At 77.6% G+C, this 25834-nt stretch carries 23 protein-coding genes, 1 tRNA gene and 1 pseudogene; 7 read left to right on the top strand and 18 right to left on the bottom strand.

The window, feature by feature from the left end; all coding sequences use genetic code 11:
* The coding region (locus ACGBYP_RS16210) for a hypothetical protein (RefSeq protein ID WP_411585751.1) at positions 1–740 on the bottom strand (740 nt) is incomplete at its 3' end.
* A 156-nt stretch (positions 741–896) separates the two neighbouring features.
* Between ACGBYP_RS16210 and ACGBYP_RS16205 the strand changes: the two genes are divergently transcribed.
* The gene (locus ACGBYP_RS16205; protein WP_411585750.1) at positions 897–1385 is read left to right on the top strand and encodes an inorganic diphosphatase; all 489 of its coding nucleotides are present in this window, start codon (positions 897–899) and stop codon (positions 1383–1385) included.
* 92 nt (positions 1386–1477) lie between these two features.
* Here the strand turns inward: ACGBYP_RS16205 and ACGBYP_RS16200 are convergent, their stop codons facing one another.
* Positions 1478–2503, bottom strand: a complete 1026-nt coding sequence (locus ACGBYP_RS16200) for an aldo/keto reductase (protein ID WP_411585749.1) — start codon at positions 2501–2503, stop codon at positions 1478–1480.
* 110 nt (positions 2504–2613) lie between these two features.
* Between ACGBYP_RS16200 and ACGBYP_RS16195 the strand changes: the two genes are divergently transcribed.
* Positions 2614–3174 (top strand): TetR/AcrR family transcriptional regulator, encoded by a 561-nt coding sequence (locus ACGBYP_RS16195; protein WP_411585747.1) that lies wholly within the window; start codon positions 2614–2616, stop codon positions 3172–3174.
* A 55-nt stretch (positions 3175–3229) separates the two neighbouring features.
* Here ACGBYP_RS16195 and ACGBYP_RS16190 read toward each other — a convergent pair.
* The 3 genes from ACGBYP_RS16190 to tmk form a co-directional block, all read right to left on the bottom strand.
* Positions 3230–3302: transfer RNA gene (locus tag ACGBYP_RS16190), tRNA-Thr, on the bottom strand.
* A 69-nt stretch (positions 3303–3371) separates the two neighbouring features.
* Positions 3372–4550 carry a DNA polymerase III subunit delta' gene (locus ACGBYP_RS16185; RefSeq protein WP_411585745.1) on the bottom strand — a complete coding sequence of 393 codons (1179 nt, stop codon included), beginning with the start codon at positions 4548–4550 and terminating at the stop codon, positions 3372–3374.
* A 14-nt stretch (positions 4551–4564) separates the two neighbouring features.
* The gene (gene tmk, locus ACGBYP_RS16180; RefSeq protein ID WP_411585744.1) at positions 4565–6871 is read right to left on the bottom strand and encodes a dTMP kinase; all 2307 of its coding nucleotides are present in this window, start codon (positions 6869–6871) and stop codon (positions 4565–4567) included.
* A 225-nt stretch (positions 6872–7096) separates the two neighbouring features.
* Here tmk and ACGBYP_RS16175 point away from each other — a divergent pair, with 225 nt between their 5' ends.
* Complete coding sequence (locus ACGBYP_RS16175; protein ID WP_411585742.1) at positions 7097–7897, top strand: trans-aconitate 2-methyltransferase; 801 nt, start codon at positions 7097–7099, stop codon at positions 7895–7897.
* Positions 7898–7900: 3 nt separating this feature from the next.
* Here the strand turns inward: ACGBYP_RS16175 and ACGBYP_RS16170 are convergent, their stop codons facing one another.
* From ACGBYP_RS16170 to ACGBYP_RS16150, 5 genes are all read right to left on the bottom strand, one after another.
* Complete coding sequence (locus ACGBYP_RS16170; RefSeq protein WP_411585740.1) at positions 7901–8422, bottom strand: DUF1990 family protein; 522 nt, start codon at positions 8420–8422, stop codon at positions 7901–7903.
* Positions 8419–9162 carry a class I SAM-dependent methyltransferase gene (locus ACGBYP_RS16165; RefSeq protein ID WP_411585739.1) on the bottom strand — a complete coding sequence of 248 codons (744 nt, stop codon included), beginning with the start codon at positions 9160–9162 and terminating at the stop codon, positions 8419–8421. The genes ACGBYP_RS16170 and ACGBYP_RS16165 overlap by 4 nt, the downstream gene beginning before the upstream one ends.
* 5 nt (positions 9163–9167) lie before the next feature.
* Positions 9168–12023, bottom strand: coding sequence for a type I DNA topoisomerase (topA, locus tag ACGBYP_RS16160; protein ID WP_411585737.1), 2856 nt, complete (start codon positions 12021–12023; stop codon positions 9168–9170).
* 182 nt (positions 12024–12205) lie between these two features.
* Positions 12206–13750, bottom strand: a complete 1545-nt coding sequence (locus ACGBYP_RS16155) for an alpha/beta hydrolase (protein WP_411586059.1) — start codon at positions 13748–13750, stop codon at positions 12206–12208.
* A complete protein-coding gene (locus ACGBYP_RS16150) occupies positions 13747–14070 on the bottom strand; it encodes a hypothetical protein (RefSeq protein WP_411585735.1) in 324 nt (107 codons plus the stop codon). Before ACGBYP_RS16150 ends, ACGBYP_RS16155 begins: the two co-directional genes overlap by 4 nt.
* A 223-nt stretch (positions 14071–14293) precedes the next feature.
* Here ACGBYP_RS16150 and ACGBYP_RS16145 point away from each other — a divergent pair, with 223 nt between their 5' ends.
* Complete coding sequence (locus tag ACGBYP_RS16145) at positions 14294–16822, top strand: DEAD/DEAH box helicase (protein WP_411585734.1); 2529 nt, start codon at positions 14294–14296, stop codon at positions 16820–16822.
* A 60-nt stretch (positions 16823–16882) separates the two neighbouring features.
* Here the strand turns inward: ACGBYP_RS16145 and ACGBYP_RS16140 are convergent.
* From ACGBYP_RS16140 to ssd, 7 genes and pseudogenes are all read right to left on the bottom strand, one after another.
* A pseudogene (locus ACGBYP_RS16140) lies at positions 16883–17230 on the bottom strand (Rv3654c family TadE-like protein); the annotation flags it as partial.
* On the bottom strand, positions 17227–17595 hold the full coding sequence (locus tag ACGBYP_RS16135; RefSeq protein ID WP_411585732.1) for a TadE family type IV pilus minor pilin: 369 nt from the start codon (positions 17593–17595) through the stop codon (positions 17227–17229). The pseudogene ACGBYP_RS16140 and the gene ACGBYP_RS16135, both read right to left, overlap by 4 nt.
* A gap of 14 nt (positions 17596–17609) precedes the next feature.
* A complete protein-coding gene (locus ACGBYP_RS16130; protein ID WP_411585731.1) occupies positions 17610–17834 on the bottom strand; it encodes a DUF4244 domain-containing protein in 225 nt (74 codons plus the stop codon).
* A gap of 126 nt (positions 17835–17960) precedes the next feature.
* Positions 17961–18686, bottom strand: coding sequence for a type II secretion system F family protein (locus tag ACGBYP_RS16125; protein WP_411585729.1), 726 nt, complete (start codon positions 18684–18686; stop codon positions 17961–17963).
* Positions 18683–19456 (bottom strand): type II secretion system F family protein, encoded by a 774-nt coding sequence (locus tag ACGBYP_RS16120; protein WP_411585727.1) that lies wholly within the window; start codon positions 19454–19456, stop codon positions 18683–18685. The genes ACGBYP_RS16125 and ACGBYP_RS16120 overlap by 4 nt, the downstream gene beginning before the upstream one ends.
* Positions 19453–20601 (bottom strand): TadA family conjugal transfer-associated ATPase, encoded by a 1149-nt coding sequence (locus tag ACGBYP_RS16115; RefSeq protein WP_411585726.1) that lies wholly within the window; start codon positions 20599–20601, stop codon positions 19453–19455. The genes ACGBYP_RS16120 and ACGBYP_RS16115 overlap by 4 nt, the downstream gene beginning before the upstream one ends.
* Positions 20598–21632, bottom strand: a complete 1035-nt coding sequence (ssd, locus tag ACGBYP_RS16110; RefSeq protein WP_411585724.1) for a septum site-determining protein Ssd — start codon at positions 21630–21632, stop codon at positions 20598–20600. The genes ACGBYP_RS16115 and ssd overlap by 4 nt, the downstream gene beginning before the upstream one ends.
* Before the next feature lie 1917 nt (positions 21633–23549).
* On the opposite strand from ssd, the gene ACGBYP_RS16105 reads away from it, so the two are divergent.
* Together ACGBYP_RS16105 and ACGBYP_RS16100 are read left to right on the top strand one after the other, a co-directional pair.
* Positions 23550–23753 carry a hypothetical protein gene (locus tag ACGBYP_RS16105; protein ID WP_411585722.1) on the top strand — a complete coding sequence of 68 codons (204 nt, stop codon included), beginning with the start codon at positions 23550–23552 and terminating at the stop codon, positions 23751–23753.
* A 202-nt stretch (positions 23754–23955) separates the two neighbouring features.
* A complete protein-coding gene (locus ACGBYP_RS16100; protein ID WP_411585720.1) occupies positions 23956–24510 on the top strand; it encodes a sugar transferase in 555 nt (184 codons plus the stop codon).
* A 16-nt stretch (positions 24511–24526) separates the two neighbouring features.
* Here the strand turns inward: ACGBYP_RS16100 and ACGBYP_RS16095 are convergent, their stop codons facing one another.
* Complete coding sequence (locus ACGBYP_RS16095; RefSeq protein ID WP_411585718.1) at positions 24527–24808, bottom strand: hypothetical protein; 282 nt, start codon at positions 24806–24808, stop codon at positions 24527–24529.
* Positions 24809–25013: 205 nt separating this feature from the next.
* Here ACGBYP_RS16095 and ACGBYP_RS16090 point away from each other — a divergent pair, with 205 nt between their 5' ends.
* Positions 25014–25766: a methyltransferase domain-containing protein gene (locus tag ACGBYP_RS16090; RefSeq protein WP_411585716.1), complete on the top strand. Its 753-nt coding sequence runs from the start codon at positions 25014–25016 to the stop codon at positions 25764–25766.
* The last annotated feature ends 68 nt before the right edge of the window (positions 25767–25834 follow it).

The raw sequence follows: 25834 nt of genomic DNA, 5'->3' as shown, positions 1-25834 counted from the left end.
GCGGGGTCGGGCAGCGCGGGGTCGGGCAGCGCGGGGTCGGGCAGCGCGGGGTCGGGCAGCGCGGGGTCGGGCAGCGCGGGGTCGGGCAGCGCGGGGTCGGGCAGCGCGGGGTCGGGCAGCGCGGGGTCGGGCAGCGCGACCTCGGTCGCGACCGGGGTCACCGCGTCCAGGCCGGTCGCGCCGGACCCCTCGTCGGGGGCCGGCGCTGCCGACGACAGCTCGGCGGCGCCGGGCCCGGACGGACGTGGTTCCGCGGGACCGCCCTCGTCGACCGGTGCCGCGACGGCAGGGTGCTCAGCCGTCGGGGACCCCACCGGCAGCTCGCCTCCGTCGCGGCGGGACTCCCCGACCGCCTCCGGCACGGCCGGCACGTCGTCCCCGCCGGCCACGTCGGCGCCGCCCTCGGCAGCGCCGACGGTCTCGGCCGGCACGACCCCGACGTCGGGCAGGTCCTCGACGGACACGTCGTCCCGGGGCGTGTCCTCGGGCGTCTCGAGGGCTGACGTCTCGAGGGCGGGCGTCTCGACGACGGGCGCACCGGCGTCGACGGGCTCGACCGCCGCCACCTCGGCCACGCCCGGCTCCGGCGTGACACCGACGGGCGTGCCATCGGCGGGCGTGGCCCCCGCGGCCGGCGACGTCCCGGTGGGCGCGTCGACGTCCGTCGCGTCGACGTCCCCGTCAGGGTCCTCGTCGACGTCCGGGACGCCGTCCGCGGGCGGTGCGACGGGTGCGGTCACCGCGTCCGGCGTCGTCACGACGGGCTCGGGAACGGTCCCACCGCCACCCACCTGGGGGACCTCCGCAGGTTCGTCGTGCGGACCTGACGAGATGTTCTCCACCCCCCGGAGTGACCTCCGCCCACACAGCGGCCCGTCGTAGGTCACACTATCGGCGTGCAGTTCGACGTGACGGTAGAGATCCCCAAGGGCCAGCGGAACAAGTACGAGCTGGACCACGCCACCGGACGCATCCGGCTCGACCGGATGCTGTTCACCTCGACCCGGTACCCCGCGGACTACGGGTACATCGAGGAGACGCTCGGGATGGACGGTGACCCCCTGGACGCGCTCGTCATCCTCGAGGAGCCGACCTTCCCGGGGTGCCTCATCACCTGCCGGGCCATCGGGATGTTCCGGATGACCGACGAGGCGGGTGGCGACGACAAGGTCCTCACCGTCCCGGCGACCGACCCGCGGGTGGCGCACCTGCAGGACATCACCGACGTGTCGGAGTTCGACCGTCTGGAGATCCAGCACTTCTTCGAGACCTACAAGGACCTCGAGCCGGGCAAGTCCGTCGAGGGTGCCGAGTGGGTCGGCCGCGCCGAGGCCGAGGCCGAGATCGAGGCTTCCCGCAAGCGCGCACTCGAAGCCGGCCACTGACCTCCCGGCGGCCCCTGCCGCCGAACGCGCACCGACCAGACGGCGGCGCACCCCGGCCGGGGTGCGCCGCCGTTCCGCGTCTCCGCCGCCGATCAGGCGGCGGCGCGCTCTCCGACCGGCCGGCGGCGCAGGGCGACCTGCTGGACCGCCGGCGGGTCGTAGGCCATGTCCAGCCGGCCCACGTCGGTGCCCGGGGGCACGACCGCGTCGATCGCGTCCAGCACGTCGTCGGCCAGGACGACGTCGACCCCGGCGAGCAGGTCCTCGAGCTGGGCCGTCGTGCGCGGGCCGATCAGTGCCGATGTGACGCCCGGGTGCGCGATCGCGAACGCCATCGCCAGGTGGGTGAGCGGGACGCCGGCCTCGTCAGCGACCGGGACGAGCCGCTCGACCGCGTCGATGCGCCGCTCGTCGCTGAGGTGGCGGAAACGGGCCGCGCGCCGCAGGTCGGTCTCCTGCCCCCGGCGCACACGTCCGGTGAGCATCCCCTGGGCGAGCGGGCTGTAGACGATGGTCCCCATCCCGTACCGCTGGGCGACGGGCAGGACCTCGCGCTCGATGCCCCGGGTCAGGATCGAGTAGGTGGGCTGCTCGGCACGGAACCGCTCCAGGCCGCGGCGCTCGGACACCCACTGCGCCTCGACCATGTCCGAGGCGGGGAAGGACGAGGTGCCGATCGCGCGCACCTTGCCGCTGCGCACCAGGTCGGTCAGCGCCGAGAGCGTCTCCTCCACGTCCGTCGCCGGATCGGGCCGGTGCACCTGGTAGAGGTCGATGTGGTCGGTCTGCAGCCGGCGCAGCGAGTCCTCGACCGCGGTCATGATCCAGCGGCGGGAGTTGCCGCGCCGGTTGGGGTCCTCCCCCATCGGCAGGTGGAACTTGGTGGCCAGGACGACGTCGTCGCGACGGCCCTGGAGTGCTCTGCCGACGATCTCCTCCGACTCCCCGTGGGAGTACATGTCGGCGGTGTCGACGAGGTTGATCCCGGCGTCGAGGGCCCGGTGGACCATCCGGGTCGCCTCGTCGTGGTCGGGGTTGCCCATCGCCCCGAACATCATGGCGCCGAGGGCGTAGGGGCTGACCTGGATCCCGGTGCGGCCGAGGGTGCGGTACTGCATGAGACCTCCTGGGGACCGTCACGTGCCGTACAGTGACGATGAAGTGGGACGTTGTCCCGGTACGTCGCCCAACATACGGGACAGTGTCCCGTTTTGCCAGGAGGTCCCCCGTGCCCCGCGTCGACGCGCAACGGAACATCGACGCCCTCGTCGAGGCGGCGAAGCAGGAGTTCGCCGCCTCGGGCGTGGACGTGAACGTCCGGGCCATCGCCGCCCGGGCGGGCGTGGGGACGGCGACGCTCTACCGGCACTTCCCGCTGCGCTCGGACCTGGTGGCCGCGGTCTTCCGCCGCGAGGTCGACGCCTGCGTGGCCGAGGCGCCCCGGCTGGCGGCGGCCCACGACCCCGGCGAGGCCCTGGAGCTCTGGCTGCAGCGGTACACCGAGTTCGTGGCCACCAAGCGCGGCCTGGCCGCGGCCCTGCACTCCGGCGATCCTGCGTTCGACGGGCTGCGGGCCTACTTCGAGGACAGCGCCGGCCCGGCACTGTCCACGCTGCTGGACGCCGCGGCCGCCGCCGGCGCCGTCCGGACCGGGGTGGACCCCATCGACCTGCTGGGGGCGGTGGCGAACCTGAGCGTCTCCCCGCCCGGGACCGAGGGCGCCGAACGGGCCCACCGGATGGTCTCGCTGCTCGTCGACGGCCTGCGCTACGGAGCGGGGACCCGCTGACCCAGCGGGAACGACACAGCGGCCCCGCCCCTGAGGGCGAGACCGCTGAGGTGAGAGCCGCCTGTCGGAATCGAACCGACGACCTTCTCATTACGAGTGAGACGCTCTACCGACTGAGCTAAGGCGGCGGACTGCGCGGGTGAGCTTACGGCACCGCCCCGGCCGGGCTGCGACGCCCCCGCCGGACCGGGCGCGCCTCAGGCGGGCAGCCGCAGCGCCACGGTGAGCGCCTCGACCGCGATCTGCGGCTTCACGTTCTGCTCCAGGGCGGTGCGGGCGGCCAGGACCGCGTCGATCCGGCGCAGCGCACCCTCGGCACCGATCCGGCGGGCGAGCTCCACGGCGTCGGCCCGCCGGTCGGGGTGGGCCAGCGGCACGGTCAGCTCCGCCGAGGCTGCGGTCGCCGAGCTGACGACCAGCGCGTCGCGGTACATCGCCGCCAGGTCGACCAGCGCCCGGTCCAGGGAGTCGCGGCCGATCCGGGTGGCGCGGGACTTCTGCCGCTTCTCCAGCTCCTTGAGCTGCCCGGCGCCGCGGCTGGCCGCAGCCACCCCCGGGCCCCGGGCGCCCATGCCCAGGCTCGCCTTGACCGCCTCGGTCTCGGGGACGTCGACCTCGGCCACGGCCTTGTCGGTCTCCTCCTTCGCCGTGCCCACCAGGTCGTCGGCGGCGTTGAGGCAGGCGGCCAGCGAGACCAGCGACAGCGGGATGTCCAGCACCGCCTTGCGGGCCAGCCGGGCCGACTCGTCCCGGGCCAGGTGCCGGGCCCGGCCGACGTGCCCGGCAGCAGCGGCCGCTGCCCACGAGGCCAGCGCCGGATCGATGCCGTCGCGGCGGACCAGCACCTCGGTGACCGCCTCGATCGTCGGGGTGCGCAGCGGCACGACCCGGCAGCGCGACCGGATGGTGACCGAGACGTCGTCGGGGTGCAGCGAGGGCGCGCACAGCAGGATCACCGCGCGCGCCGGCGGCTCCTCCAGGGTCTTGAGCACCGCGTTGGACGCCGCCTCGGTCATCCGGTCGGCGTCCTCGACGAGCACGATCTGCCAGCGGCCGCGGGAGGGGGCCCGGGCCGCGGTGCCGACGATGGCCCGCACCTCGGCGGCGCTGATCGACAGGCCCTCGGGGACGATCCGGTGCACGTCGGCGTGGCTGCCGGCGAGCACCGTGCGGCACTCGTGGCAGGTGCCGTCACCCCCGTTCGGGCACTGCAGGGCCGCGGCGAACGCCCGCGCGGCCACCGACCGGCCCGAGCCGGGCGGCCCGGTGAACAGCCAGGCGTGGGTCATCGCCGCCGGCGAGGCCACCGCGGCCTGCAGCTCGGCGACCACCGCCGGCTGGCCGACCACGTCGGCCCACACCCCAGTCGCAGTCACGCGCCCATCGTCCCTCAGGGGTGCAGCTGCGGCGTCGTCCCGGTCTGGACGACGTGGTCGGCGTGCCGGCGGCTGCGCGGCAGCTGGGCGTCGGGGGGCAGCTGCTGCAGCGGCAGCCCCTCGAGCAGGGTGCTGACCCGCACCCGGATGGCGGCCGCGAGCTCCTCGGGCGTCTGCCCGGCGTCGAGCACCAGGTAGCGGTCGGGCTCGGCCTCGGCCAGGGCGTGGAAGGTGCGGCGCACCCGCTGGTGGAAGTCGATCGACTCCGACTCGAGCCGGTCCATGGCGGCGCGCCCGCGGGCCCGGGCCAGCCCGACCTCGGGCGGCAGGTCGAGCAGCACGGTGAGGTCGGGCCGCAGGTCCTGGGTGGCCCAGCGGGAGATCGACCGGACGTCGTCCATCGGGATCGTGCGACCGGCGCCCTGGTAGGCCAGCGAGCTGTCGACGAACCGGTCGGTGATGACCACCTCGCCGGCGTCGAGGGCCGGGCGCAGCACCTCGTGCACGTGCTGGGCGCGGTCGGCGGCGTACATCAGCGCCTCGGCCCGCGGGGACAACCCGGTGCTGGCCGGGTCGAGCAGGATCGCGCGCACCTTCCCGCCCAGCGCCGTCCCGCCCGGCTCGCGGGTCGTGCGGGCGACCAGCCCCTCCTCGGTGAGCCACTCCTGCAGCCGGCGGACCTGGGTGGACTTGCCCGCGCCCTCCCCGCCCTCGAAGGCGATGAACACGCCGCCACCGGCGAGGCGGCGGCGGGCGGTGGTGTCGCGGCGCAGGGCGGTCACCACGTCGGCGACCAGCGGCACCGGCCTGCCGTCGTCCATCTGCCGGTAGGCCACGAGGCCGACCACGACCGCGAGCAGCGCGGCCACCAGCAACATGACCCGCTCCCCCGTCACCGGGACGGTGACCACGCCCAGGTCGAACCGGTGCTGACCGATCAGCGCGACGCAGATGGGCGCCAGCCCCAGGGAGACGATCAGCGCCGCCCGGACCAGCGACTGGACGAGGGCGAACGTGCGGCCGCGGATGGCGTCGTCGACCTCGGTGCCCAGCAAGGTGAAGCCGGACAGGTAGGCCACGCCGGCGAAGAAGCCGGTGAGCACGACCAGCAGCAGCGCGATCCACAGCGCGACCGCGGTGCCCAGCAGGAACAGGGAGACCCCGGCGCCGACGATGGCGATGCCGAAGAGCCGCTCCCGGGACAGGTCGCGGGCCACGCTGGGGCCCAGCGCGATGCCCAGCCCCAGGCCGACGAAGACCGCCCCGAACAGGACGCCGTAGGCGGCCTGCCCGCCGCCGAGGGCCGCGACGAAGGCCTGGCCGGTGGCGATGACCACCCCGGCGGCGATGAACGCACCGGTGATGCCCACGACCAGCCCGCGCACCAGCGGGGTGTGCCCGGCGAAGGAGAAGCCCTCGCGCAGCGACCCGAGGAAGCTGTCGCCGGTCACCTGCACCCCGGCGGCGCGGCGGCCGCTGATCGAGGGCAGGTTCCAGATGACCACGGCCGCGACCAGGAAGGTCAGCGCGTTGAGGTAGAGCGCCAGGTCGACCTCGTCGACGCCGGGCAGGACGTCGCTGAGCCCGCCCCCCAGGGAGGCCAGCAGCGCGAACACGGCCGCGGCCACGACCGGGGTGAGCCCGTAGGTGGTGACCAGCGACAGCTGGTTGGCCGGCTCCAGCTGGTCCTTGCGGAGCATGTTCGGGACGGCGGCCTCCTTGGCCGGGATCCAGAACAGGCTGATCGCCTCGATGAGGAACTGGGCGATGAACAGCCACACCAGGTCGTCGACGATCGGGATGGAGGCGAACAGCCCGAACCGCAGGACGTCGGAGACCACCATCGTGCGGCGGCGGTCGAACCGGTCGGCGAAGGCCCCGGCCAGCGGCCCGAGCACGATCGCCGGCAGCAGCCGGAACAGCAGCACGCCGCCCAGGGCGAAGTTGGCCGCGGCGAACCCCTCGACCAGCGAGGTCGCGGTCGCGGTGATCGCCAGCAGGCCGAGCCAGTCGCCGAAGCTCGACAGCGTCATCGACAGCCAGAGCCGGCGGAAGTCGCGCACCCGCAGCACCGCCCGGACCTTGGCCGCCAGACCGACGGCGACCGCACCGTGCCCCTGGTCGGCGGCGTCGGGAGGTGTCGCGCCGGAGCGGTCCGCCGGGGACGAGTTGCCGTCGAGCAGCTCGGCCAGCGGGACGCCCGCGCCGTCGGGGGTGGGCGTGCCGGCCGGAGGCAGCCCGTCGGTGGGGACGGCGCCGGACGAGGAGGGCCGGGGGGCCGAAGCCGGGCCGGCGACCCCGCCGGAGCCGGCGCCGGGCATGGCGCCACCGGGTGCGGGGCCGGCGGCGGACGGGCCGTCAGCCTGGTCGGAGCTGATCGGGACCCCCCGGGGTGTGGGTGGCGCAGGGGCGCGCTGTGCCCGGCCGGGTCTCGACCGGACCCGGCCACCGTACCGGCCGGGTCCGACAGGACGGACCCGTCTCGTCGCGGGCCGGGGCGCGTTCACCGGGCGTTCCACCCGGCCGCGGGCCGTTAACCTGCCGCGGTGGACAGCGCCGCGGGCTGGGACCCGACCACCTACCTGCGCTTCGCCGACGAGCGGGCCCGGCCGTTCGGCGACCTGCTGGCCCGGGTCGGCGCGTCGGCCCCCGATGTGGTGGTCGACCTGGGCTGCGGCGACGGCTCGGCGACCGCCACGCTGGCCCAGCGCTGGCCCGGTGCGCAGGTGAGCGGTGTGGACAGCTCCCCGTCCATGCTGGCCGCGGCGGCCGCGCTGGCGGTGCCCGGCCGGCTGGACTTCTCCGCCGGCGACGTGCGCGACTGGCGGCCGGCCGGCCCGGTCGACGTGCTGGTCAGCAACGCGGTGCTGCACTGGCTCCCCGGGCACGCCGGGCTGCTCACCCGCTGGGCCGGTGACCTCGCCCCGGGCGGCTGGCTGGCGGTGCAGGTGCCCGGCAACCAGACCGCGCCCACCCACGCGCTGCTGGCCGGGCTGGTCAGGGCACCGCGGTGGGCTGCGCGGCTGGCCCCCGGCGAGGACGTCGCGCTGGCCGCGGACGCCGTCCTGGACCCCGTCGGCTACCTCGACGTCCTCACCGGCGCCGGGCTGGTCGCGGACTCCTGGGAGACCACCTACCTGCACGTGCTCCGCGGCAGCGACCCGGTGCTGCGCTGGGTGTCGGGCACCGTGCTCCGCCCGGTGCTGGCCCGGCTCTCGCCCGGGGACGCCGACGAGTTCACCACCGAGTACGCCGACGCCCTGCGGGCGGCCTACCCGGTGCGCCCCGACGGGACGACGGTGCTGCCCTTCCGGCGGGTCTTCGCCGTCGGGCACCGGCCGGACTGACGCTCAGAGGCCGCGGAGCGCGCGCAGGTACCGACGGCGGTACCAGCGCTGGGCGACCAGCAGCGCCGGGAAAGCCAGCCGCCACACCCCCGGGGAGGACCGGGTGAGCGAGCGGAGGGTCAGCGACACGGTGCCGTCGGGCGCGCGGGAGACGACGAACGCCTCCTCCCCGGCCACCAGGTGCCCGGGCAGCGTGCCGTAGGCGAAGCCGCACCGGTCGGGCTCGGTGACGACGGCGACGACGCGCACCGGCTCACGGACCCTGAGCGGGCCGACCGCGGCGACCAGCCACGGGTCGGTGCCCGCCACGACGCGGCGGCTGCCGTCGGCGGCCGGCTCGACGGCGAACCCGCTGCGGGTCTTGACGCCCCACTCGAGCACCGCGGCCGACGCCGCGGCCCAGTGCCCGGGGCCGGAGCCGGTGACCGCCGTGCGCTCGTACCCGCGCCAGCCCGGCGGCGGGGTCCAGCGCTCGTCCTGGGGACGGGTGGCGCCCGCGGGCGGGCCGGTGAGCGGCGGGGTCACCGGAGGGTGAGCCTGTGCGCCCGGGTCGTGTAGGGCAGCTCCATCCGCTCCCGGCCCCGGGTGTCGGGGTGGGTGGCCAGCAGCTCGCGGACCCGGCCGAGGAACTCCGCCCGGCCGGCGGCGTCCTTGACCGCGACGTAGCTGCGGGTGCCGATGCCGCCCACGACCTGCTCGGGGGTCAGCGACTGGACCACGGTGGCGTCGTACACCTCGACGTCGGCCGGCAGCAGGTCGGCGAACCCCGCGACCACGCCCTGGTCGGCCTCGTGCCCGCGCGCCTCGTCGGCGATCAGCTCGCCCAGGGCGCGCACCCAGGGCACCCGCTCGTCCCGGGTGTTCCAGACCAGGCCGACGACGCCGCCGGGCCGCAGCACCCGCCGCAGCTCGGCGGCCGCCGGCTCCGGGTCGAACCAGTGGGCGGCCTGCCCGGCGACGACCGCGTCGACGGAGGCGTCGGCCAGCGGGACCGCCTCGGCTCCCCCGAGCTCGGCGCGCACCTGGGGCAGCCTGGCGCGCAGCTGGTCGAGCATGCCGGCGGAGACGTCGACGGCGACCACCTCGTGCCCGGCCTCGAGCAGCCGGTCGGTGAGCAGCCCCGTGCCGGCGCCCAGGTCCAGCACCCGGAGGGGTGCCGGGCCGAGCAGGAACGGCACCACCTCGGCGGGGTAGCCCGGGCGGAGCGCGGCGTACTCGGCCGCGACCCCGCCGAAGGAGGTGCGTCGTTCCTGCCAGCCGGCCACGGTGGTCAGCTCGCGGCGACCGGCTCGGTCACCGTCGCGACGGTGGCCTTCTTCTTCGCCGGGGCCTTCTTCGTGGTCCCCGCCGCGGCCTTCTTGGCGACGGCCTTCTTGGCCGGCGCCTTCTTCGCCACGGTCTTCTTGGCCGCCTTCTTCTTCACCGGCGCCCGCTCGCGGCGGTCGGCCAGCAGCTCGGCGGCCCGCTCCAGGGTGAGCGTCTCGATCTCGTCGCCCTTGCGCAGGCTGGCGTTGTGCTCGCCGTCGGTGACGTAGGGGCCGAACCGGCCCTCGCGCACGGTCACCGCACCGCCGCTGACCGGGTCGTTGCCCAGCTCCTTGAGCGGGGCCTTCGCGGCGGCCCGGCCGCGCTGCTTGGGCTGGGCGAAGATCGCCAGCGCCTCGTCGAGGGTGACGGTGAACAGCCGCTCCTCGCTCTCCAGCGAGCGGGAGTCGGTGCCCTTCTTGATGTAGGGCCCGTACCGGCCGTTGAGCGCCTGGATCTCCTCGCCGTCGGCGTCCTTGCCGATGGTGCGCGGCAGGGTCAGCAGCTGCAGGGCCTGCTCGAGGGTGACCGTCTCCGGGGTCATCGTCTTGAACAGGCTCGCGGTGCGCGGGGTCTCCTTGCTGCCCTCGGGCAGCACGGTGGTGACGTAGGGGCCGTAGCGCCCGGCCTTGACCGCCACCGGGAACCCGGACTCCGGGTCGGTGCCCAGCTCCCGGTCGCTGGAGGGCGCGTCGAGCAGCTCGGTGACCTTCTCGCTGGTGAGCTCGTCGGGGGCGATGTCGTCGGGGATGCTGATCCGCGCCCCCTCCTCGCCGCCGGCCTGCAGGTAGGGGCCGTAGCGCCCGACCCGCACGACGACGGGCTCGCCGTTGGGCGTGACCGCGCGCAGCGGGATGGAGTTCACCCCGCGGGCGTCGATCTCCTCCAACCGCTGGCCGACGACGGACTTCAGGCCACCGGAGGCGCCGATGCCGCCGGCGTGCCCGCCCGCGCCACCGAAGTAGAACTCGGTCAGCCAGTCGACCCGGGCCAGCTGCCCGGCCGCGATCTCGTCGAGCTCGCGCTCCAGCAGGGCGGTGAAGTCGTAGTCGACCAGCGCCGCGAAGTGCTGCTCGAGCAGGTTGACCACGGCGAAGGCGATGAAGGTCGGCACCAGCGCCGAGCCCTTCTTCCACACGTACCCGCGGTCCTGGATGGTCTGCATGATCGACGCGTACGTCGACGGGCGGCCGATCTCCAGCTCCTGCAGCCGGGCGGTGAGGCTCGGCTCGGTGTAGCGCGCCGGCGGGCTGGTGGTGTGGCCCTTGGGGTCCAGCTCGCGGGTGTCGAGGGTCTGACCGCGCTCGACCCGGGGCAGCCGGCGCTCGCTGTCGTCGGTCTCGGCGTCGTCGGTGTGGTCCTCGTCCTTGCCCTCGACGTAGGCCCGCAGGAAGCCGGGGAAGGTGATGGTGCGGCCGGAGGCGGTGAACTCCACGGCCTCGCCGGTGCTGGAGCTGCCGGCCAGCCGGATGCTCAGCGTCTTGCCGACGGCGTTGGCCATCTGGGAGGCGATGGTGCGCTGCCAGATCAGCTCGTAGAGCCGGAACTCGTCGCGGGCCAGCTGGGCGGCCAGCTGCCCGGGCGTGCGGAAGGAGTCACCGGCGGGGCGGATGGCCTCGTGCGCCTCCTGGGCGCCCTTGGCCTTCTTGTCGTAGCGGCGCGGCTCGGTCGGCACATAGGCGTCGCCGTAGAGCTCGGCGGCCTGGCGGCGGGCGGCGGTGATCGCCTCGTTCGACAGGTTCGTCGAGTCGGTGCGCATGTAGGTGATGTGGCCGTTCTCGTACAGCCGCTGGGCCACGCGCATCACCTGGGCCGAGGACCACCCGAACTTGCGCCCGGCCTCCATCTGCAGGCTCGAGGTGATGAACGGCGCGTAGGGCTTGCGCGTGTAGTCGCGCTCGTCGACCCGGCTGACGGTGACCGAGCGGCCCTCGAGCCGGGCGGCCAGGCCGCGGGCCCCGGCCTCGTCGAGGTGGACGACGTCGCTGGTGACCGTGCCGGTGTCGGCGTCGAAGTCCTTGCCGGTGGCGACCCGGCTGTCGTCGACGCTGACCAGCCGGGCGCGCAGCGTCGTCGGCTCCCCGGCGTCGGCGCCGGCGCGCTGCTGGGCGACCTCGAACAGGCCGTCGAGGCTCCAGTAGTCGGCGGCGGTGAAGCGCATCCGGGCACGCTCGCGCTCGACGACGATGCGGGTCGCGACCGACTGCACGCGGCCGGCCGACAGCTTCGGCAGGACCTTCTTCCACAGCACGGGGCTGACCTCGTAGCCGTAGAGGCGGTCGAGGATGCGGCGGGTCTCCTGGGCGTCGACCAGCGCGGTGTCGAGCTCGCGCGGGTTGGCCACGGCGCGGGCGATCGCCTCGCGGGTGATCTCGTGGAAGACCATCCGGCGGATCGGCACGGTCGGCTTGAGGGTGTCGATCAGGTGCCAGGCGATGGCCTCGCCCTCGCGGTCCTCATCGGTGGCCAGGTAGATCTCGCTGGCGTCCTTCACCAGCTGCTTGAGCCGGGTGACCTGCTGCTTGCGGTCGGGGCTGACCACGTAGAGCGGGGAGAAGCCGTGGTCGACGTCGACGCCGAGGCGGGCCCAGGACTCGCCCTTGTGGGCGGCGGGCACGTCGGCGGCGTTGCGCGGCAGGTCGCGGATGTGGCCGACGCTGGCCTCGACGACGTAGTCGCTGCCCAGGTACCCCGCGATCTTGTTCGCCTTGGTCGGCGACTCGACGATGACGAGGGGCTTGCCCCCGGCGGCGGCCGCGCGCTTGCGCGGCGTGGCGGTACCGGTGGTGGCGGCGGACTTCGTGGTCTTGGTGGGCGGCACGGTGCTCCTGTCGGGGTGCTGGTGCAGGCGCCGGGAGGACCCGGGCGCACACGGGGCAGTGCGAGCTGCACCCGTTCGGCGAGGCCACGGTAGGCCACCGCCCGTAGAAGAGCCCGGGCGGCGACGTCCACCGGGCGTGCCGCTGCCCGTCCAACGCACGGCAGCGGCGGCTGTTCCCGCCCTCATCCCGGCGGGCGGGTGCCGGCGACGACCTCGCCGATCGCGGCCAGGGTCGGGCGGTCACGGTCGTAGTAGCGGGTGTGCCACTGGGTCGGGTCCGTGGGCAGGTCGACGTCGCCGAAGCTCCGGTCGGCCGGGGTGTCGCCGAACCAGTCGAGCAGCGACACGGGGTCGGCCGGCGACCACGCGCCGTACACCTCCGCCGCCTCCAGGTCGTCGGCCCCGCCACCGGGCACGCCCGGACTGCCCAGCAGGACGACGGCGTCGGCGGCCAGCCGGCCCGGCGCCCGGACCGCCTGCCCGGTCACCACGGTGCCGTAACTGTGGGCGAGCACCGTGGTCCGCGGCGGCGCTGCCCGGACGACGGCCGGCGGCGCGGTGCGGGCCGCGGCCAGCCCGTCGAGCGCGCGGTCCAGCGCCGGCCCGCCGCGGACGGCCGCGCCCGGTGACCACGCGGTGCGCCAGCCCGGCGTCCGGTAGCCCAGCCAGGCCACGGTCGCCACGGCCAGCCCGGGTGCGGCGGCCGCCGCGACGGTCGCGACGTCCCGGGCGTCGCCCACCAGGCCGGGCAGGTCGTCGGCCGGCGTGGTCTCGATGCCGGGGACGAGCACGCCCACGGCGGCCGCGGTGTCGACGTCGCCCACGGCCAGCGCCACGAGGTCGCCGGCCGGGTCGAACTGCAGGAGCTGCGCCACCGCGCCGGCCGCCTCGACCTCGGCGAGCTGGGCCTGCACGGCACGGGCCGTGGCGGCACCGGGCGACCCCGGCGGGAGGTGCTGCGACGCCGTGGCCAACCCGAGCCGGTTCGCCTGGTCCCGGGCCCAGCCGGGCAGCCCGTCCAGCGCGCCGACGGCGCCGGGCTGGGCGGCGATCACCGCCTGCTGCGCGGCCGCCGACAACGACGTCCACCAGCTCGCGACCGCCTGCGGGTCGCCGCCGGCCGGCACCTGCGGGACCGACGTCCCGGGCAGCCGGGTCACCAGGTCGGCGAAGGAGACCGGCGCGGCGACCACGCCCAGCACCGCGAGCGGCCCGGCGGCCGCCCGCGCGCACTCCCCCGCCCGGGCCGCGGCGGCGAGGGCGTCCTCGGCGGCGGCCTCGGCCCACCCGGCGGCCCGGGCACCGGCTGCGACGTCGGCGGCCTGGTCCGGGGACATCGCCGCGTGCGCGGGCGGGACCCCGACGGCGTGGCCGGCCGCGTCCAGGCCGATGCCGGCCGAGGCGGCCAGGGCGCGGGCCCGTTCGGCGCGTTCCTGCGCCTCGGCCGCGGCCCCGGTCAGCCCCTGCAGGTCGTGCAGCGAGCCGGCGACCGCGCCGGTGACCGCGCCGGCCACCGTGGACAGCTCGACGAGCGCCGCCGCGGCCGCCGTCCCGGCCGGGCCGGACCAGCACTCGGCGTCACCGAGGCGGCGGCCGAGGTCGTCGAGCCGGTACCGCCAGGGCAGCAGCCGCTCGGCGACCAGGTCGAGCGTGCCGACACAGCCGCGCAGCAGCGGGAGGTCCCAGTCGGCGAGGGTGGTCAGCGGGGTGGTCAGCGGGGCGGTCACCGGGGCACCGGGACCCGGCCGGCCCACCCCGGGTCGAGCTGCCCGGCGAGGCCCGCGTCGGCCGTGCGGTAGGCGGCCACCGCGGCCTCGAGCGTCGCCGCGACCGCCAGCGTGCGGGCGGCCAGGGCCGTGACCAGCTCGGTCCAGCCGGCACCGGCCGCCGCGGCGTCGGCCCCGACCGGGCCCTCGAGCGCTGCGGCCAGCGAGTGGCCGGTGGCCGCGCACAGCTCGCCCTCCCGCTGCAGCTCCACGCCCAGCGCGGACAGCTCCGCCAGCAGCGCCGTCAGGGCGTCGAGCTGGACGGAGATCAGGTGGGACACGGGGCCTCCCGGCGCGACAGCGGCCCCTGGAGGGGGCCGACGCCGAGGACGCTAGGAAGGCCCGGGGACGCCGCGGGCGCCGTCGTCCACACCCGGGACCGCACTCCACAGCCCTCGCCCGGGAGGTCGTCGGCGGCGCCGGGCTGTGATCTCGTCGACAGCGGGCGGGCCTCCGCCCAGGACGGCCGTGCCGGCGGTTGCGCGGCGGTGTGAGAGTGGTGGGGTGACGTCCACGCGCCCTCCCCGGCCGGCCGCCGACGCCGATGCGGAGCAGGCCCCGGCCGCCGTCGGCGGCACCGAGCTGCTGGACGCCCTGCTCGCCGGCACCGACCCCGACGACGACCCGGTCACCCACGTCCACCGGCTGCCGGCGCGGCCGAGCCGGACGGCGGAGTGGCCGGCGTGGGTGTCCGCGCCGCTGCGGGAGAAGCTGGCCGAGCGCGGCGTGCTGGCTCCCTTCAGCCACCAGGTGGGCGCCGCCGAGCTGGCCCGCGCCGGCCAGCACGTGGTGGTCGCGACCGGGACGTCGTCGGGCAAGTCGCTGGCCTACCAGCTGCCCGCGCTGACCGCGCTCGCCGAGGACCCGCGGGCCTGCGTGCTCTACCTCGCCCCGACCAAGGCGCTGGCCCGCGACCAGCTGGCCTCGGTGACGGCGCTGGCCGACCCGTCGGTGCGGCCGGCGGCCTACGACGGGGACACCCCGCAGGAGGAGCGGGAGTGGGTCCGGCGGCACGCGCGCTGGATCGTCACGAACCCGGACATGCTGCACCGCGGGATCCTGCCGGCGCACCAGAAGTGGTCGAGCACGCTGCGCCGGGTGGCCTACGTCGTCATCGACGAGTGCCACGCCTACCGCGGCGTCTTCGGGTCGCACGTCGGGCACGTGCTGCGCCGGCTGCGACGGATCTGCCGGCGCTACGGTGCCGAACCGGTGTTCGTGCTGGCCTCGGCCACCGTGGCCGAGCCCGCCGCGGCGGCGACCCGGCTGGTGGGCGCCCCGGTGACGGCGGTGACCGACGACGGGTCGCCGCGGCCGGGGGCGACCTTCGCGCTGTGGGAGCCGCCGCTGACGGAGAAGACCGGTGAGCACGGCGCGCCGCTGCGCCGCTCGGCCGCCGCTGACGCCGCCGGGCTGCTGGCCGACCTGGTGGAGCAGAACGCCCGCACGCTGGCCTTCGTGCGGTCGCGCCGGGGCGCGGAGTCGGTCGCCGAGCAGGCCCGGGCCGTGCTGCGCTCGCGCGGCCGCTCGGACCTGGTGTCCCGGGTCGACTCCTACCGCGGCGGCTACCTGCCCGAGGAGCGGCGGGAGCTGGAGCGCTCGCTGTCGACCGGGGTGCTGCTGGGCGTGGCCACCACCAACGCCCTCGAGCTCGGCATCGACATCGCCGGGCTGGACGCCGTCGTGCTGGCCGGCTACCCCGGCACGCTGGCCTCGCTGTGGCAGCAGGCCGGGCGGGCCGGCCGCGCGCAGACCGAGTCGCTGGTGGTCTTCGTCGCCCGCGACGACCCGCTGGACCACTACCTGGCCCACCACCCCCGCGCGGTGTTCGGCCGGCCGGTCGAGGCGACGGTGACCGACCCGGCCAACCCCTACGTGCTCGGCCCGCAGCTGTGCTGCGCGGCCGCCGAGCTGCCGCTGGCGCCGGCCGACCTGGCCGACTTCGGCGGCGACGTGGCCGCCGCCCAGGTCGAGCAGCTGGTGGCCGAGGGGCTGCTGCGCTCCCGGCCCACCGGCTGGTACTGGGCCGGCCGGGGGCGCCCGGACGTCGACATCCGGGGCAGCGGCGAGGCCCCGGTGTCGATCATCGAGGGCGCGACCGGCCGGCTGCTGGGCACCGTGGACGGCGACGCCTCGCACGCCACCGTGCACACCGGGGCGCTGTACGTGCACCGCGGCGAGACCTACGTGGTCGACGAGTTCGACGTCGAGGACGCCTGCGCCGTCGTGCACCCGGAGAGCCCGGAGTGGACGACGGTCGCCCGGGACACCGTCGACCTGTCGATCGTGGCCGTCGACCGGACCCGCCTGCTGGGCGCGGTCACCGCGCACACGGGGGTGGTCGACGTGACCAACCAGGTGGTGGCCTACCAGCGGCGGCGGCTGGGCACCGGCGAGGTGCTCGCGGAGTTCCCCCTGGACCTCCCCGCCCGCCAGCTGCGCACCCGTGCGGTGTGGCTGACCCTCGACGACCGGGCCGTGGCCCGCGCCGACGTGGACGACGTGGCGCTGCCCGGTTCCCTGCACGCCGCCGAGCACGCCTCGATCGGCATCCTGCCGCTGCTGGCCACCTGCGACCGCTGGGACCTGGGCGGGATCTCGACCGCCCTGCACCCGGACACCGGCGCGGCGACGATCGTCGTCTACGACGGCCACCCCGGGGGCGCGGGCTTCGCCGAGCGCGGTTACGCGGTCCTGCGCGAGTGGCTGCAGGCCACCCGGGCCACGGTCGCCAGCTGCGAGTGCGAGTCGGGCTGCCCCTCGTGCGTGCAGTCGCCCAAGTGCGGCAACGGCAACGACCCGCTGGACAAGGCCGGCGCGGTCCGGGTGCTGGACGTCGTGCTCGACGAGCTGGCCCGCGCCCCGGAGCTCACGCCCGAGGAGGCGGCGACGACCCGGCCGCCGGCGCCGCGGTCGGGGCTCTTCGGCACCGCCGGCCCCACCGCACCGGCGGCCGACGACGAGCCCGGTGCGGCCGACACCGTCGTCCCCGAGCCGGAGCCGCAGCCCGACCCCGAGGACCTCGTCTTCTGACCCTCCCGGCACCGCGCCGGGCGGCACCGGACCGGCGTCCGGTGGTGCCGGACCGGCCCGCGCCCGGGCCCGCGCGTCGAGCACGCCGAGCGGGCCCAGCCGGACCGGGACGTGGACGTACAGCTCGACCACCGCGCCGGCGGTGACCGTGCACGAGTCGACCGTCGCCGCGTTGGCCGCGGCGACCTCACCGGCAACCGCGCAGGCGCCCGGGTCGCCCTGCACGGCCGCGCCCGCGGCGGCCAGCGCGGCCAGGTCGGCGGCCGACGTGGCCCGGTGCCGGGCGACGACCGCGGCGCCGACCAGCACCGCGGCCGCCCCGACCAGCGCGAGCACCGCGGCCAGCGCGACCGTCCAGACGGTCGCCGATCCGCGCTCGCGGTCCTCGGCCGCGGACCCGGGGCTCATGGCCGGGCCGCCGGCTCGAGCACACCGGTCGCGGTGGCCGAGACGTCCAGGCGCCAGGGCAGCGGCCCGAGCGGGGAGACCGTGGCCGAGACGGTGACCTGCACGATTTCCTCCGTCGTCGTCACGTCGGTGACCGCGCCGGCCGGTGCAGCCCGGCCGGCGACGCCGGCGACCACCCCGGCCGGCTCGCCGCGGGCCGCCGCCCGGGCCCCCTCCCGGGCGGCGTCGACGCAGCGCAACTGGGCACCGACCACGACCACCGCGGCCACGGCGGCGGCCAGCACCATGAGCAGCACCGGCAGCACGACCGCGGTCTCGGCGGTGACCATCCCGGCCTCGCGGTCGGGGTCGCGGCGTGTCGACATGACGACAGGTCGACTCAGGACAGCGTGGCCAGCGCCGTCTCGACCAGGTCGCCGAGCGCGGCGACCACCGAGCCGCCGGTGACCACCTGGTACAGCACCGCGGCGAAGGCGCACGCCGCGACCGTCCCGACCGCGTACTCCGCGGTGCTCATGCCGTCCTCGTCGGTGGCCCGCGCCTGCGCCCACCGCCGCGCCAGCGCCGTGCGCCACGTCGTCCCGGTCTGCTCGTCCTGGTCCATGTCCCCACCTCCCGCGGACCGCCTGCCGGTCCGTCGCTCCCGACCCTGCTGCGGCCACGGCCGGCGCTCCAGGGGCCGGCGCCGACTGTGGAGGGAGCCCGCGGTTGTGGACGGCGGCGAGCACGGTCAGAAGACGTCGGTGGCGATGCCGAGCACCAGCGGGACGACGCCCAGGCAGAGGAACGCCGGCAGGAAGCACAGCCCCAGCGGTGCCAGCACCCAGACGCCGGCCCGGTGGACGGCGGCCTCGGTGCGGCTGCGCGCGGACCCGCGCAGGTCGGCGGCCAGCCGCTGCAGCGCCGGGACGACCGAGGACCCGGACTCCCCCGCGCGCACCACCGTGCGGGCCAGGGCGTCGACCGGTGTCGGCACGCCGGCCCAGGCCCGCTGCGGGGACGCCCCGAGCCGGTACAGCCCGCCGACGCCGGCCAGGCGCTCGCCGAGCGGGCCGGGCACCGAGTCCGCGACCGCGGCCACCGCAGCGCCCACCGGGGTCCCCGCCTGCAGGCACACGGCCAGCAGGTCGCAGGCCACGGGCAGGTCGTGGGCGAGCTGCCCGCCGTCGTCGGGCGGCGCACCCGACCGCCGCAGCAGCCGGTCCACCCCGGCGACCACCCCGGCGGCCAGGAGCGCGGCCGGCAGCCCCCCGCCGAGCAGCAGGAAGGCGGCCAGCCCGGCGGCCACGGCCTCGGCCCAGCGCCGCCGGGCACCCGGTGGCCCGCTCGGGCTCCGGCGCGGGCGGTCGGCAGCGGGAGGGGGCAGCAGCGCACGCAGCCGGTCGCGCCTGGCCGTCGCCGCCGACGGCCAGGCCAGCAGCGCGGCGGCGAGCAGCACGACGGCCCAGGCGCTCACGGCGCGGTGACCGCGCGCCGCACCAGCCGGCCGGTCCACGCGATGCCGGCCAGCTCCAACAGGACGCCGAGCACCAGCAGCACCGTGCCCGGCGTCGTGGTGGTCAGCACCCGCCACGGGTCGGCGCCCACCCCGCTGCCCATCAGCAGCCCGAGCACCGGGAGGCCGGCCAGCACCGTCCCGCTGGCGCGCGGCCCGGCGACCGCCGAGCGCAGCTCCTGCTCCGCGCGCAGCCGGGCCTGCAGGTCGTCCTCCACCGCGGCGGCGACCCCGGCCAGCGAGCAGCCGGTGCGGGCGCTCAACCGCACCGCCGCGGCGATCCGGACGAGCGCGGGGTCCGCACCCGGGGGTGGCTCGCCGAGCCGCAACACCGGGCCCAGCCGGCCGGCGGTGCCCGGGTCGGTGCAGCCGTCGACGGCGGTGGCGGTGGCGTCGACCAGCGGCCGGCCGGCACGGAGCTCGGCGACGAGGACGCCGAGCGCCTCGACCAGCGCCCGGGTCCCGCGCTCCCCGGCGGCGGTCCGGCCCCGCTGCTGCACCGCTCGCCCGGCCGCCGCGGCACAGGCGGCCGCCAGCCCGGCGACCACCGGGGTCGACAGCACCAGCCCGACGGCGGCCGCCAGTACCGCCGGGAGCACGACGCCGCCGCGCCCGGTGGGCAGCCCGGTCAGGTCGAGGCGCCGACCGGGCGCTGCGGCGAGGCGGCGACCCCGTGCACCGGGCGGCCACAGCAGCAGCGCGCCGCCCAGGCACAGCAGCGCCGCGGTCATGCCCGGGCCCCGAGCAGGGCCGCGAGGTCGTCGCGCGCCGGGCAGTCGCCGCCGTCGGCCCGCCACCCGGCGGCGACCTCGATCAGCTCGCCGCGGCGCCGCACCACGCCGAGCTCGGCGACGTGCCGGCCGGCCGCGCCCCGCTGCAGGTGGACCACCAGCGACAACGCGGCCGCGACCTGGCTGTGCACGGCCGCCCGCCCGAGCCCGGCGGCACCGCCCAGCGCCTCGAGCCGGGCGGGCAGGTCGGCGGGCCGGTTGACGTGCACGGTGCCGCAGCCACCGTCGTGGCCGGTGTTCAGCGCGGCCAGCAGGTCGACGACCTCCGCGCCGCGCACCTCCCCGACCACCAGCCGGTCCGGGCGCATCCGCAGCGCCTGCCGGACCAGGTCGCGCAGCGTCACCGCACCGGCGGCCTCGACGTTGGGCGGGCGGGTGAGCAGCCGGACGACGTGCGGGTGGCGGGGCGTGAGCTCGGGGGCGTCCTCGCACAGCAGCAGCCGCTCGGCGGGGTCGGCCAGCCCGAGCAGCGCCGACAGCACCGTGGTCTTGCCCGTGCCCGTCCCGCCGGTCACCAGGAACGCCAGCCGCGCCCGCACCGCCCGGTGCAGCAGGTCCGCGGCGGCACCCGGCAGCGCGCCGCGGGCGGCCAGGTCGGCGACGGACAGCTCGGCCCGCCGCAGCACCCGCAGCGACAGGCAGGTGCCCGACCCGGAGACCGGTGGCAGGACCGCGTGCAGCCGCGTGCCGTCGGGCAACCCGGCGTCCACCCACGGCGAGGCGTCGTCCAGCCGGCGCCCGGCCGCGGCGGCCAGCCGGACGGCGAGCCGGCGGACCGCGCCCTCGTCGGGGAAGCGCACGTCGGCGGGTTCCAGCCCGCTCCCCCGGTCCAGCCACACCGAGTCCGGGCCGTTGACCAGCACGTCGGTGACCCCGGGCAGTCGCAGCAGCGGCTCGAGGACGCCCGCGCCGGCCAGCTCGTCGGTGGCGGCGCGCACCGCGTCGAGCACCGCCCGGTCGCCCAGCAGCCCGCCGGACTCCTCGCGGACCAGCGCTGCGACCGCCGCCGCGCTGGGCGCTGCGGCGGAGGCGGCGAGCCGGGCGCGGACCCGCTCGACCAGCGGGGCCGCCGACTCCCCGGTCACGCGGCGCGCCCGGCCAGCCGGGCCAGCAGCTGCCGGCTCAGCACGCCCAGCGGCGAGCGGGCGGCGACGGAGGGCGGCTCCCCGCGTTCGCTGCGGGCCGAGGCGGACCGGTCGGCGGCGAGTTCGGCGGAGACCGGCCGGCCCAGCAGGGCCGCGACGTCGGCGCGGTCCAGCCCGCCGGGCACCGGCCGGCTGACCACCAGCGCGGACGACCACGGCCGGGAGCCCTCCAGCAGGGCACGCGCCGCCGCGACGGCCCGCAGCCGGGCCGGGACGACGAGCACCGCCAGCTCCGCCTCGGCCAGCAACGGCTCGGCGGCGGCGCTGCGGGCCGGCAGGTCGACCACCACGCCGCAGCCGCTGTCCCGGGCCCCGGCGGCGACGGCCAGCAACGCCTCGGGCGGCACCTCCTGCGGGTGCTCGCGGGAGGCCGAGAGCACTGCCACGCCGGCGGCCTCGGGCAGGGCGGCGGCCAGCGCCGGGCCGGACACCCGCCCGCTGGTGCCGGCCAGCTCCGGCCAGCGCAGGCCCGGCGACCGCTCGGCGCCCAGCAGCAGGTCCAGCCCGCCCGCCCACCCGTCGCCGTCGACCAGCAGCACGTCGCGGTCCCCCGCCGTCCGGGCGGCCAGGGCGAGGGCGGTGGCGACCGTGCTGGCCCCGGAGCCACCGCACGCGCCGCCGACGACGACCAGCCAGCCCGGGGTGGTGGGCGCCCGCACCACCGCGGCCACCCGCTCGACCAGCCAGGTCTCGTCGCGGGGCAGGACGACGACGCGCTCGGCCCCCAGCTCGACCGCGGCCGGCCACACGTCGGCCGGGGGGTCGCCGACGGCGACGACCAGCAGGCCGGGCCGGCGCGGCAGCGACCGCACCGGCGCACTGCCCACCACCTCGGCGCCGACCAGGACCAGCGGCGCGGAGCGGTGCGCCCGGCGCAGCGCACCGCCGCCGGAGGTGAGCTCACCGGTGCTGCCGGCGGCGGCGAGCAGCCGGAGCAGGTCGTCGAGCAGCACCGGGTCGGTGCTGACCACGAGGGGACAGGTGGGGGCGGCCGCCCCAGGGACGGAGGTGCGGGAGACAGCGGACACGTCCCCCAGCGCAGCCGCTCGGGCCGTCCGCCGGGAGGGCATCGGCCGATCTGTGGACGGACCGACCGGGTGTGGACGGCGGTGCCCCCGTCGCCGGGCTGTCGCCCACCCTCGACGCCCATGGGTCCCCTCCCGACACCTCCGGGCGCAGTGGCGTGCAGCTGGGCCGAGCACCCGGCGTGGCCGGCGGTCCGGGACGGACCGCGCGCACAGCAGTCCTGGTCGGTCACGACCCGTGACGGGACACGCCGCGCTCAGGATCCTCCGCGCGGCCGGGTCTTGACGCTCGTGCCGGTGAGGGCCACCGTGCGGACGGTGACGAACCGGGGGGTGAGCGCCGCTGCACCTGGTGCGGTCGCCGCCCGGGGTCTCTCCCCGGGGGTGCCCGCCCGGCTGCTGGCCGCGGTCGCGCTGGCCGTCGGCGCCTGGCTGCTGCTCGCCCTGCAGGTCTCCCCCGCCCGCGCCGGGGACGCGCCGCAGACACCCCCGGAGCCGGCCACCGCGTCGTCCACCCCCGCGCCCGTGCCGGACGCCGGTGCGCCGGGTGGCGCGCCCCCGCCGGAGCAGGCGCCCCCGGTGGACGAGGTCCCCGACGGGTCCGTCGGCGAGGCGCCCACGCCCGCGCCCGGCGGCGACCCGTCCGGGTCGGAGGCCCCCGGTGGAGAGCCGACCCCGGAGCCCCGCGGCGGGAGCGGCACCGCCACCGGCACCGACGTCGCCCCGTCGCCCGTCCCGGTGGACGCCGAGGAGCCGCGCGCCACCGAGGGCGTGGCCATGCCCGAGTCCGTCCCGCAGACCACACCCGAGGACGAGCCCGAACCCGCTCCCGCGGTCGAGCCCGGGTCCGCGCCCGAGCCGGCACCGGAGCCCGCCCCCACTCCCCCTCCCGCAGCCGAGCCCGAGCCGGTCCCGGAACCCGGCCCAGCGCCCGTCGGCCCGACACCGACACCGACGCCGGTGCCGACCCCGACCCCCACCCCGGCGCCGGCCCCAGCCCCAGCCCCAGCCCCCATTCCGTCACCCGCTCCAGCCCCCGCTCCGGCCCCGACCCCGCTGCCCACTCCGACCCCGGCCCCCAGCCCGGTCCAGGCCCCGGCCCCGGCCCCTGTACAGGCCCCGGCCCCGACCTCGACCCCGACCCCGACCCCGACCCCGTCGCCGTCTCCGGCGACGCCGCCCGTCGCGGGGACCGCGGCCACCGGCACCGGGGCCACCACCCCGCCACTCCCGAGCGATCCGGTCCCCGCTGCACCGACGCCCGGCGCGTCCTGCCCGGCCGCCCCCACCCGCGGACTCCAGGCTGCCGCAGCGGACGCCGCCGCCCCGGCTGCAGCGTCGCCCACCGGGGAGTCGCCGGCCGGCTCGTGCCCGGCTGCCGGTGCCGTGCCCCCGGTCGCCGAGGACACGGACACGGACACCGACACCGACACCGCACCGGAGCCGAGCACGACCGCGGGCACCCCCACCGCCGGCACCCCCACCGCCGGCCTCCTCCCCGCCGGCCCCCCCTCCGCCGGCGGCAACGCCGCTCGTGCGGCCACGCCCGGCAGCACGCCGCTCCCGCAGGCGATCGGCCGGCCAACGGCCGGTCCGCTGCCGACCGGCGACGCCGCGAGCGCGACACCGCACCGCGCCGGTCCACGACCGGTCGTCACCGCCCTCGCCTGTCACCCCACTCGCCCGTCGACCGTGCCGGACAGCGCGGGGGCCGGCACCGGGCGGCGTCCGGCCACGTCGGGCGAGCCGCGCACCACGGACCCGCCGCCGGCCCCCGCCCCCGTCGCCACGCCGGCCCCGGTCGCCACGCCGTCTCCCGGCGCACCCGAGGCGCCACCGCCTCCGCCCGCGCTGCCGTCGCCGGTGACGCCGGCCAACGCCGGCGCCGGCGGATGCAGCCCGGGGGCGTCCGGGTCGGGCGAGCGGGTGCGCCCGGGTGACCTCTCCGCCGTCCTGACCGCCGGCGCCCGAGCCGCCGACGGGACCGCCCGGGACGTCCGGGTGCTGGCCGCTGCGGAGACCCGGGCGACCGGCCGGGAGGACGACCCCGCCACGCGGCCGGGCTGAGCGGCCGCCGTACGCGACCCCGCCACACCCGGCCGGTCGTGGCCGTCGAGCCACCGCCGGACCCCGTCGTGCGGCTGCCCGTCCAGGACAGCCGGTCGACCTCGCCGCCGGACGGGTCTCCAGCCGTCCGCACCCTGCGCACGACAGCGGTCGCACCGCCGTCCCCGCACCCCGTGCACCCCGCCCACCCCGGGAGGACCACGTGTCCCTGACCGTCTCCCACGGCCTCGACTCGCCCCAACCGCTCCCCCTCGCCAAGACCGTCCTGGACCGCTCGGTGGCCGCCGTCCTGCTGCTGCTCGCCGCACCGTGGATGGCCCTGCTGGCCGTGGCCCTGTGGCGCCACGACGACGGTCCGGTCCTCCGCCGCGACCTGCGGCTGGGCCAGTGGGGACGGCCGTTCCACCAGCTGCGGTTCCGCACCACCGGCCCGGGCGGCCCGGTCACCGGACCGTGCGGCGCGCTGCTGCGGGTCGCCTGCCTGGACGAGCTCCCCCAGCTGGTCAACGTGCTGCGGGGCGAGATGTCCCTGGTGGGTCCCCGCGCGAGCACGCCGACGGACGGCCGGCGGACGCCCACGACCCTCGCGCGGGTGGCGCTGCGGCCCGGCCTGGTCGACCCGGGTCCGCTCGACCCGGTGTCCACGGGCGCGCCGGGCTCGGCGGTCGACCGTTACGTGCGGGAGTGGTCGCTGCGCCTGGACCTGGTCATCCTCGGTCGGGCCCTCGGGCGGGCCGTGCGGGGCCCGGCGGCCTGAGCGCGGCGACGCCGGTTCAGCGAGCGTCCTCCGGACCATCGTCGGAGGGGTCGCGGCGGCGGTCGCCAGGTGCCGAGCCCGTGCGGTACCAGTGCTCCAGCTCGTCGACGGACGGCGCGGGGTCCGCGGCGGGCACCGCGCCGGCCGACCCGCCGGTGGTCCGGCTGCGGGACCGCCGCGCGGCCCGGGAGCCCACGTCGTCCGTGCGGTCGGCAGCGCGGATGGCCCGGCCGACCACGATGCAGAGCACACCGGTGAGCCCGAGCCAGATCAGCCCCAGGACGAGAGCGGTGGTCACGGCGGCTCCTCGGTCGCGTGCCAACCGGGAGGACGGTCGGTTGCGCACCATGATCCCCTGCACCGGTCACCCCGACAACAGCGGCCCGCGCCCGCGGGGAGCCACCGGTCCCCCCGCCGCCCCCCGCCACGCCCGGGGCCGTTGACGCCGGTGCGCGCAGCCGCTTAGCTCGCCAGGACGGCGTCCGCACCCGACGGGAGACCCCGTGATCTCCACCGCGCTGTGGAAGACCAGGCAGGCCACACGACGGCTGGCCACCGCCTGGGGGGACACCGGGAGCAGGGGCCTCGCCGCCGAGGCCCAGCGGCTGGCCCGCGAACTGACGGGGATCCCGGCGGCCCTCGGCCGCGAACTGGCCTTCGACCTGCGGCGCGGCACCCGCACCCGTGGGTTCGTGCGCAACGAGGCGCACGTGGCCGCCCGCTCGGTCGGCGGCGACCCGATCTTCTACCAGCCCATCGGGTTGCGTCCGCTGGGCGAGGCGCTGGCCACCGTCCCGGTCGACCGGCCCGGCAGCACCCTGGTCGACCTCGGCGCAGGACGGGGACGGGCACTGCTGCTGGCCGCGGAGGCCGGCTTCGGCCGGGTGCTCGGCGTGGAGCTCGACGAGAGCCTGGCCGCCGAGGCACGGGAGAACGTCCGGCGCTGGAGCCGCCGCGCCGCACCCGGCGCCGCACCGGAGGTCCGGGTGGTGCACGGGGACGCGGCGACCGAGCCGCTGCCGTCGGGACCGCTCGTCGTCACGATGTTCAACCCCTTCGGCGCCACCACGCTCGACCTGGTCCTGCGGTCGCTGTGCGACGCGCGCCGGGGCGACCCGGACCCGGCCTGGGTGGTCTACGTCCACCCCGTGCACGACACGGTCTTCGCCGCCTTCCCGCGGTTCACCGACCACGCCCGTGGCCGCGACTGGGTGGTCCACCGGCTCGCACCGGAGCCCGCCGCGACCGGCGGCTGACCCGCCGGCGGGCGGCTCGCCGCGGATCCACGCGGCACCGGATGCCCGCCGGCGCGCCGCGCGACCAG

It is taken from the genome of Modestobacter sp. SSW1-42, assembly GCF_046635825.1.
In the GTDB taxonomy this organism is placed as follows: domain Bacteria; phylum Actinomycetota; class Actinomycetes; order Mycobacteriales; family Geodermatophilaceae; genus Modestobacter.
Note: the sequence above shows the minus strand (reverse complement) of the source record. Positions and strands in the feature narration are given on the sequence as shown.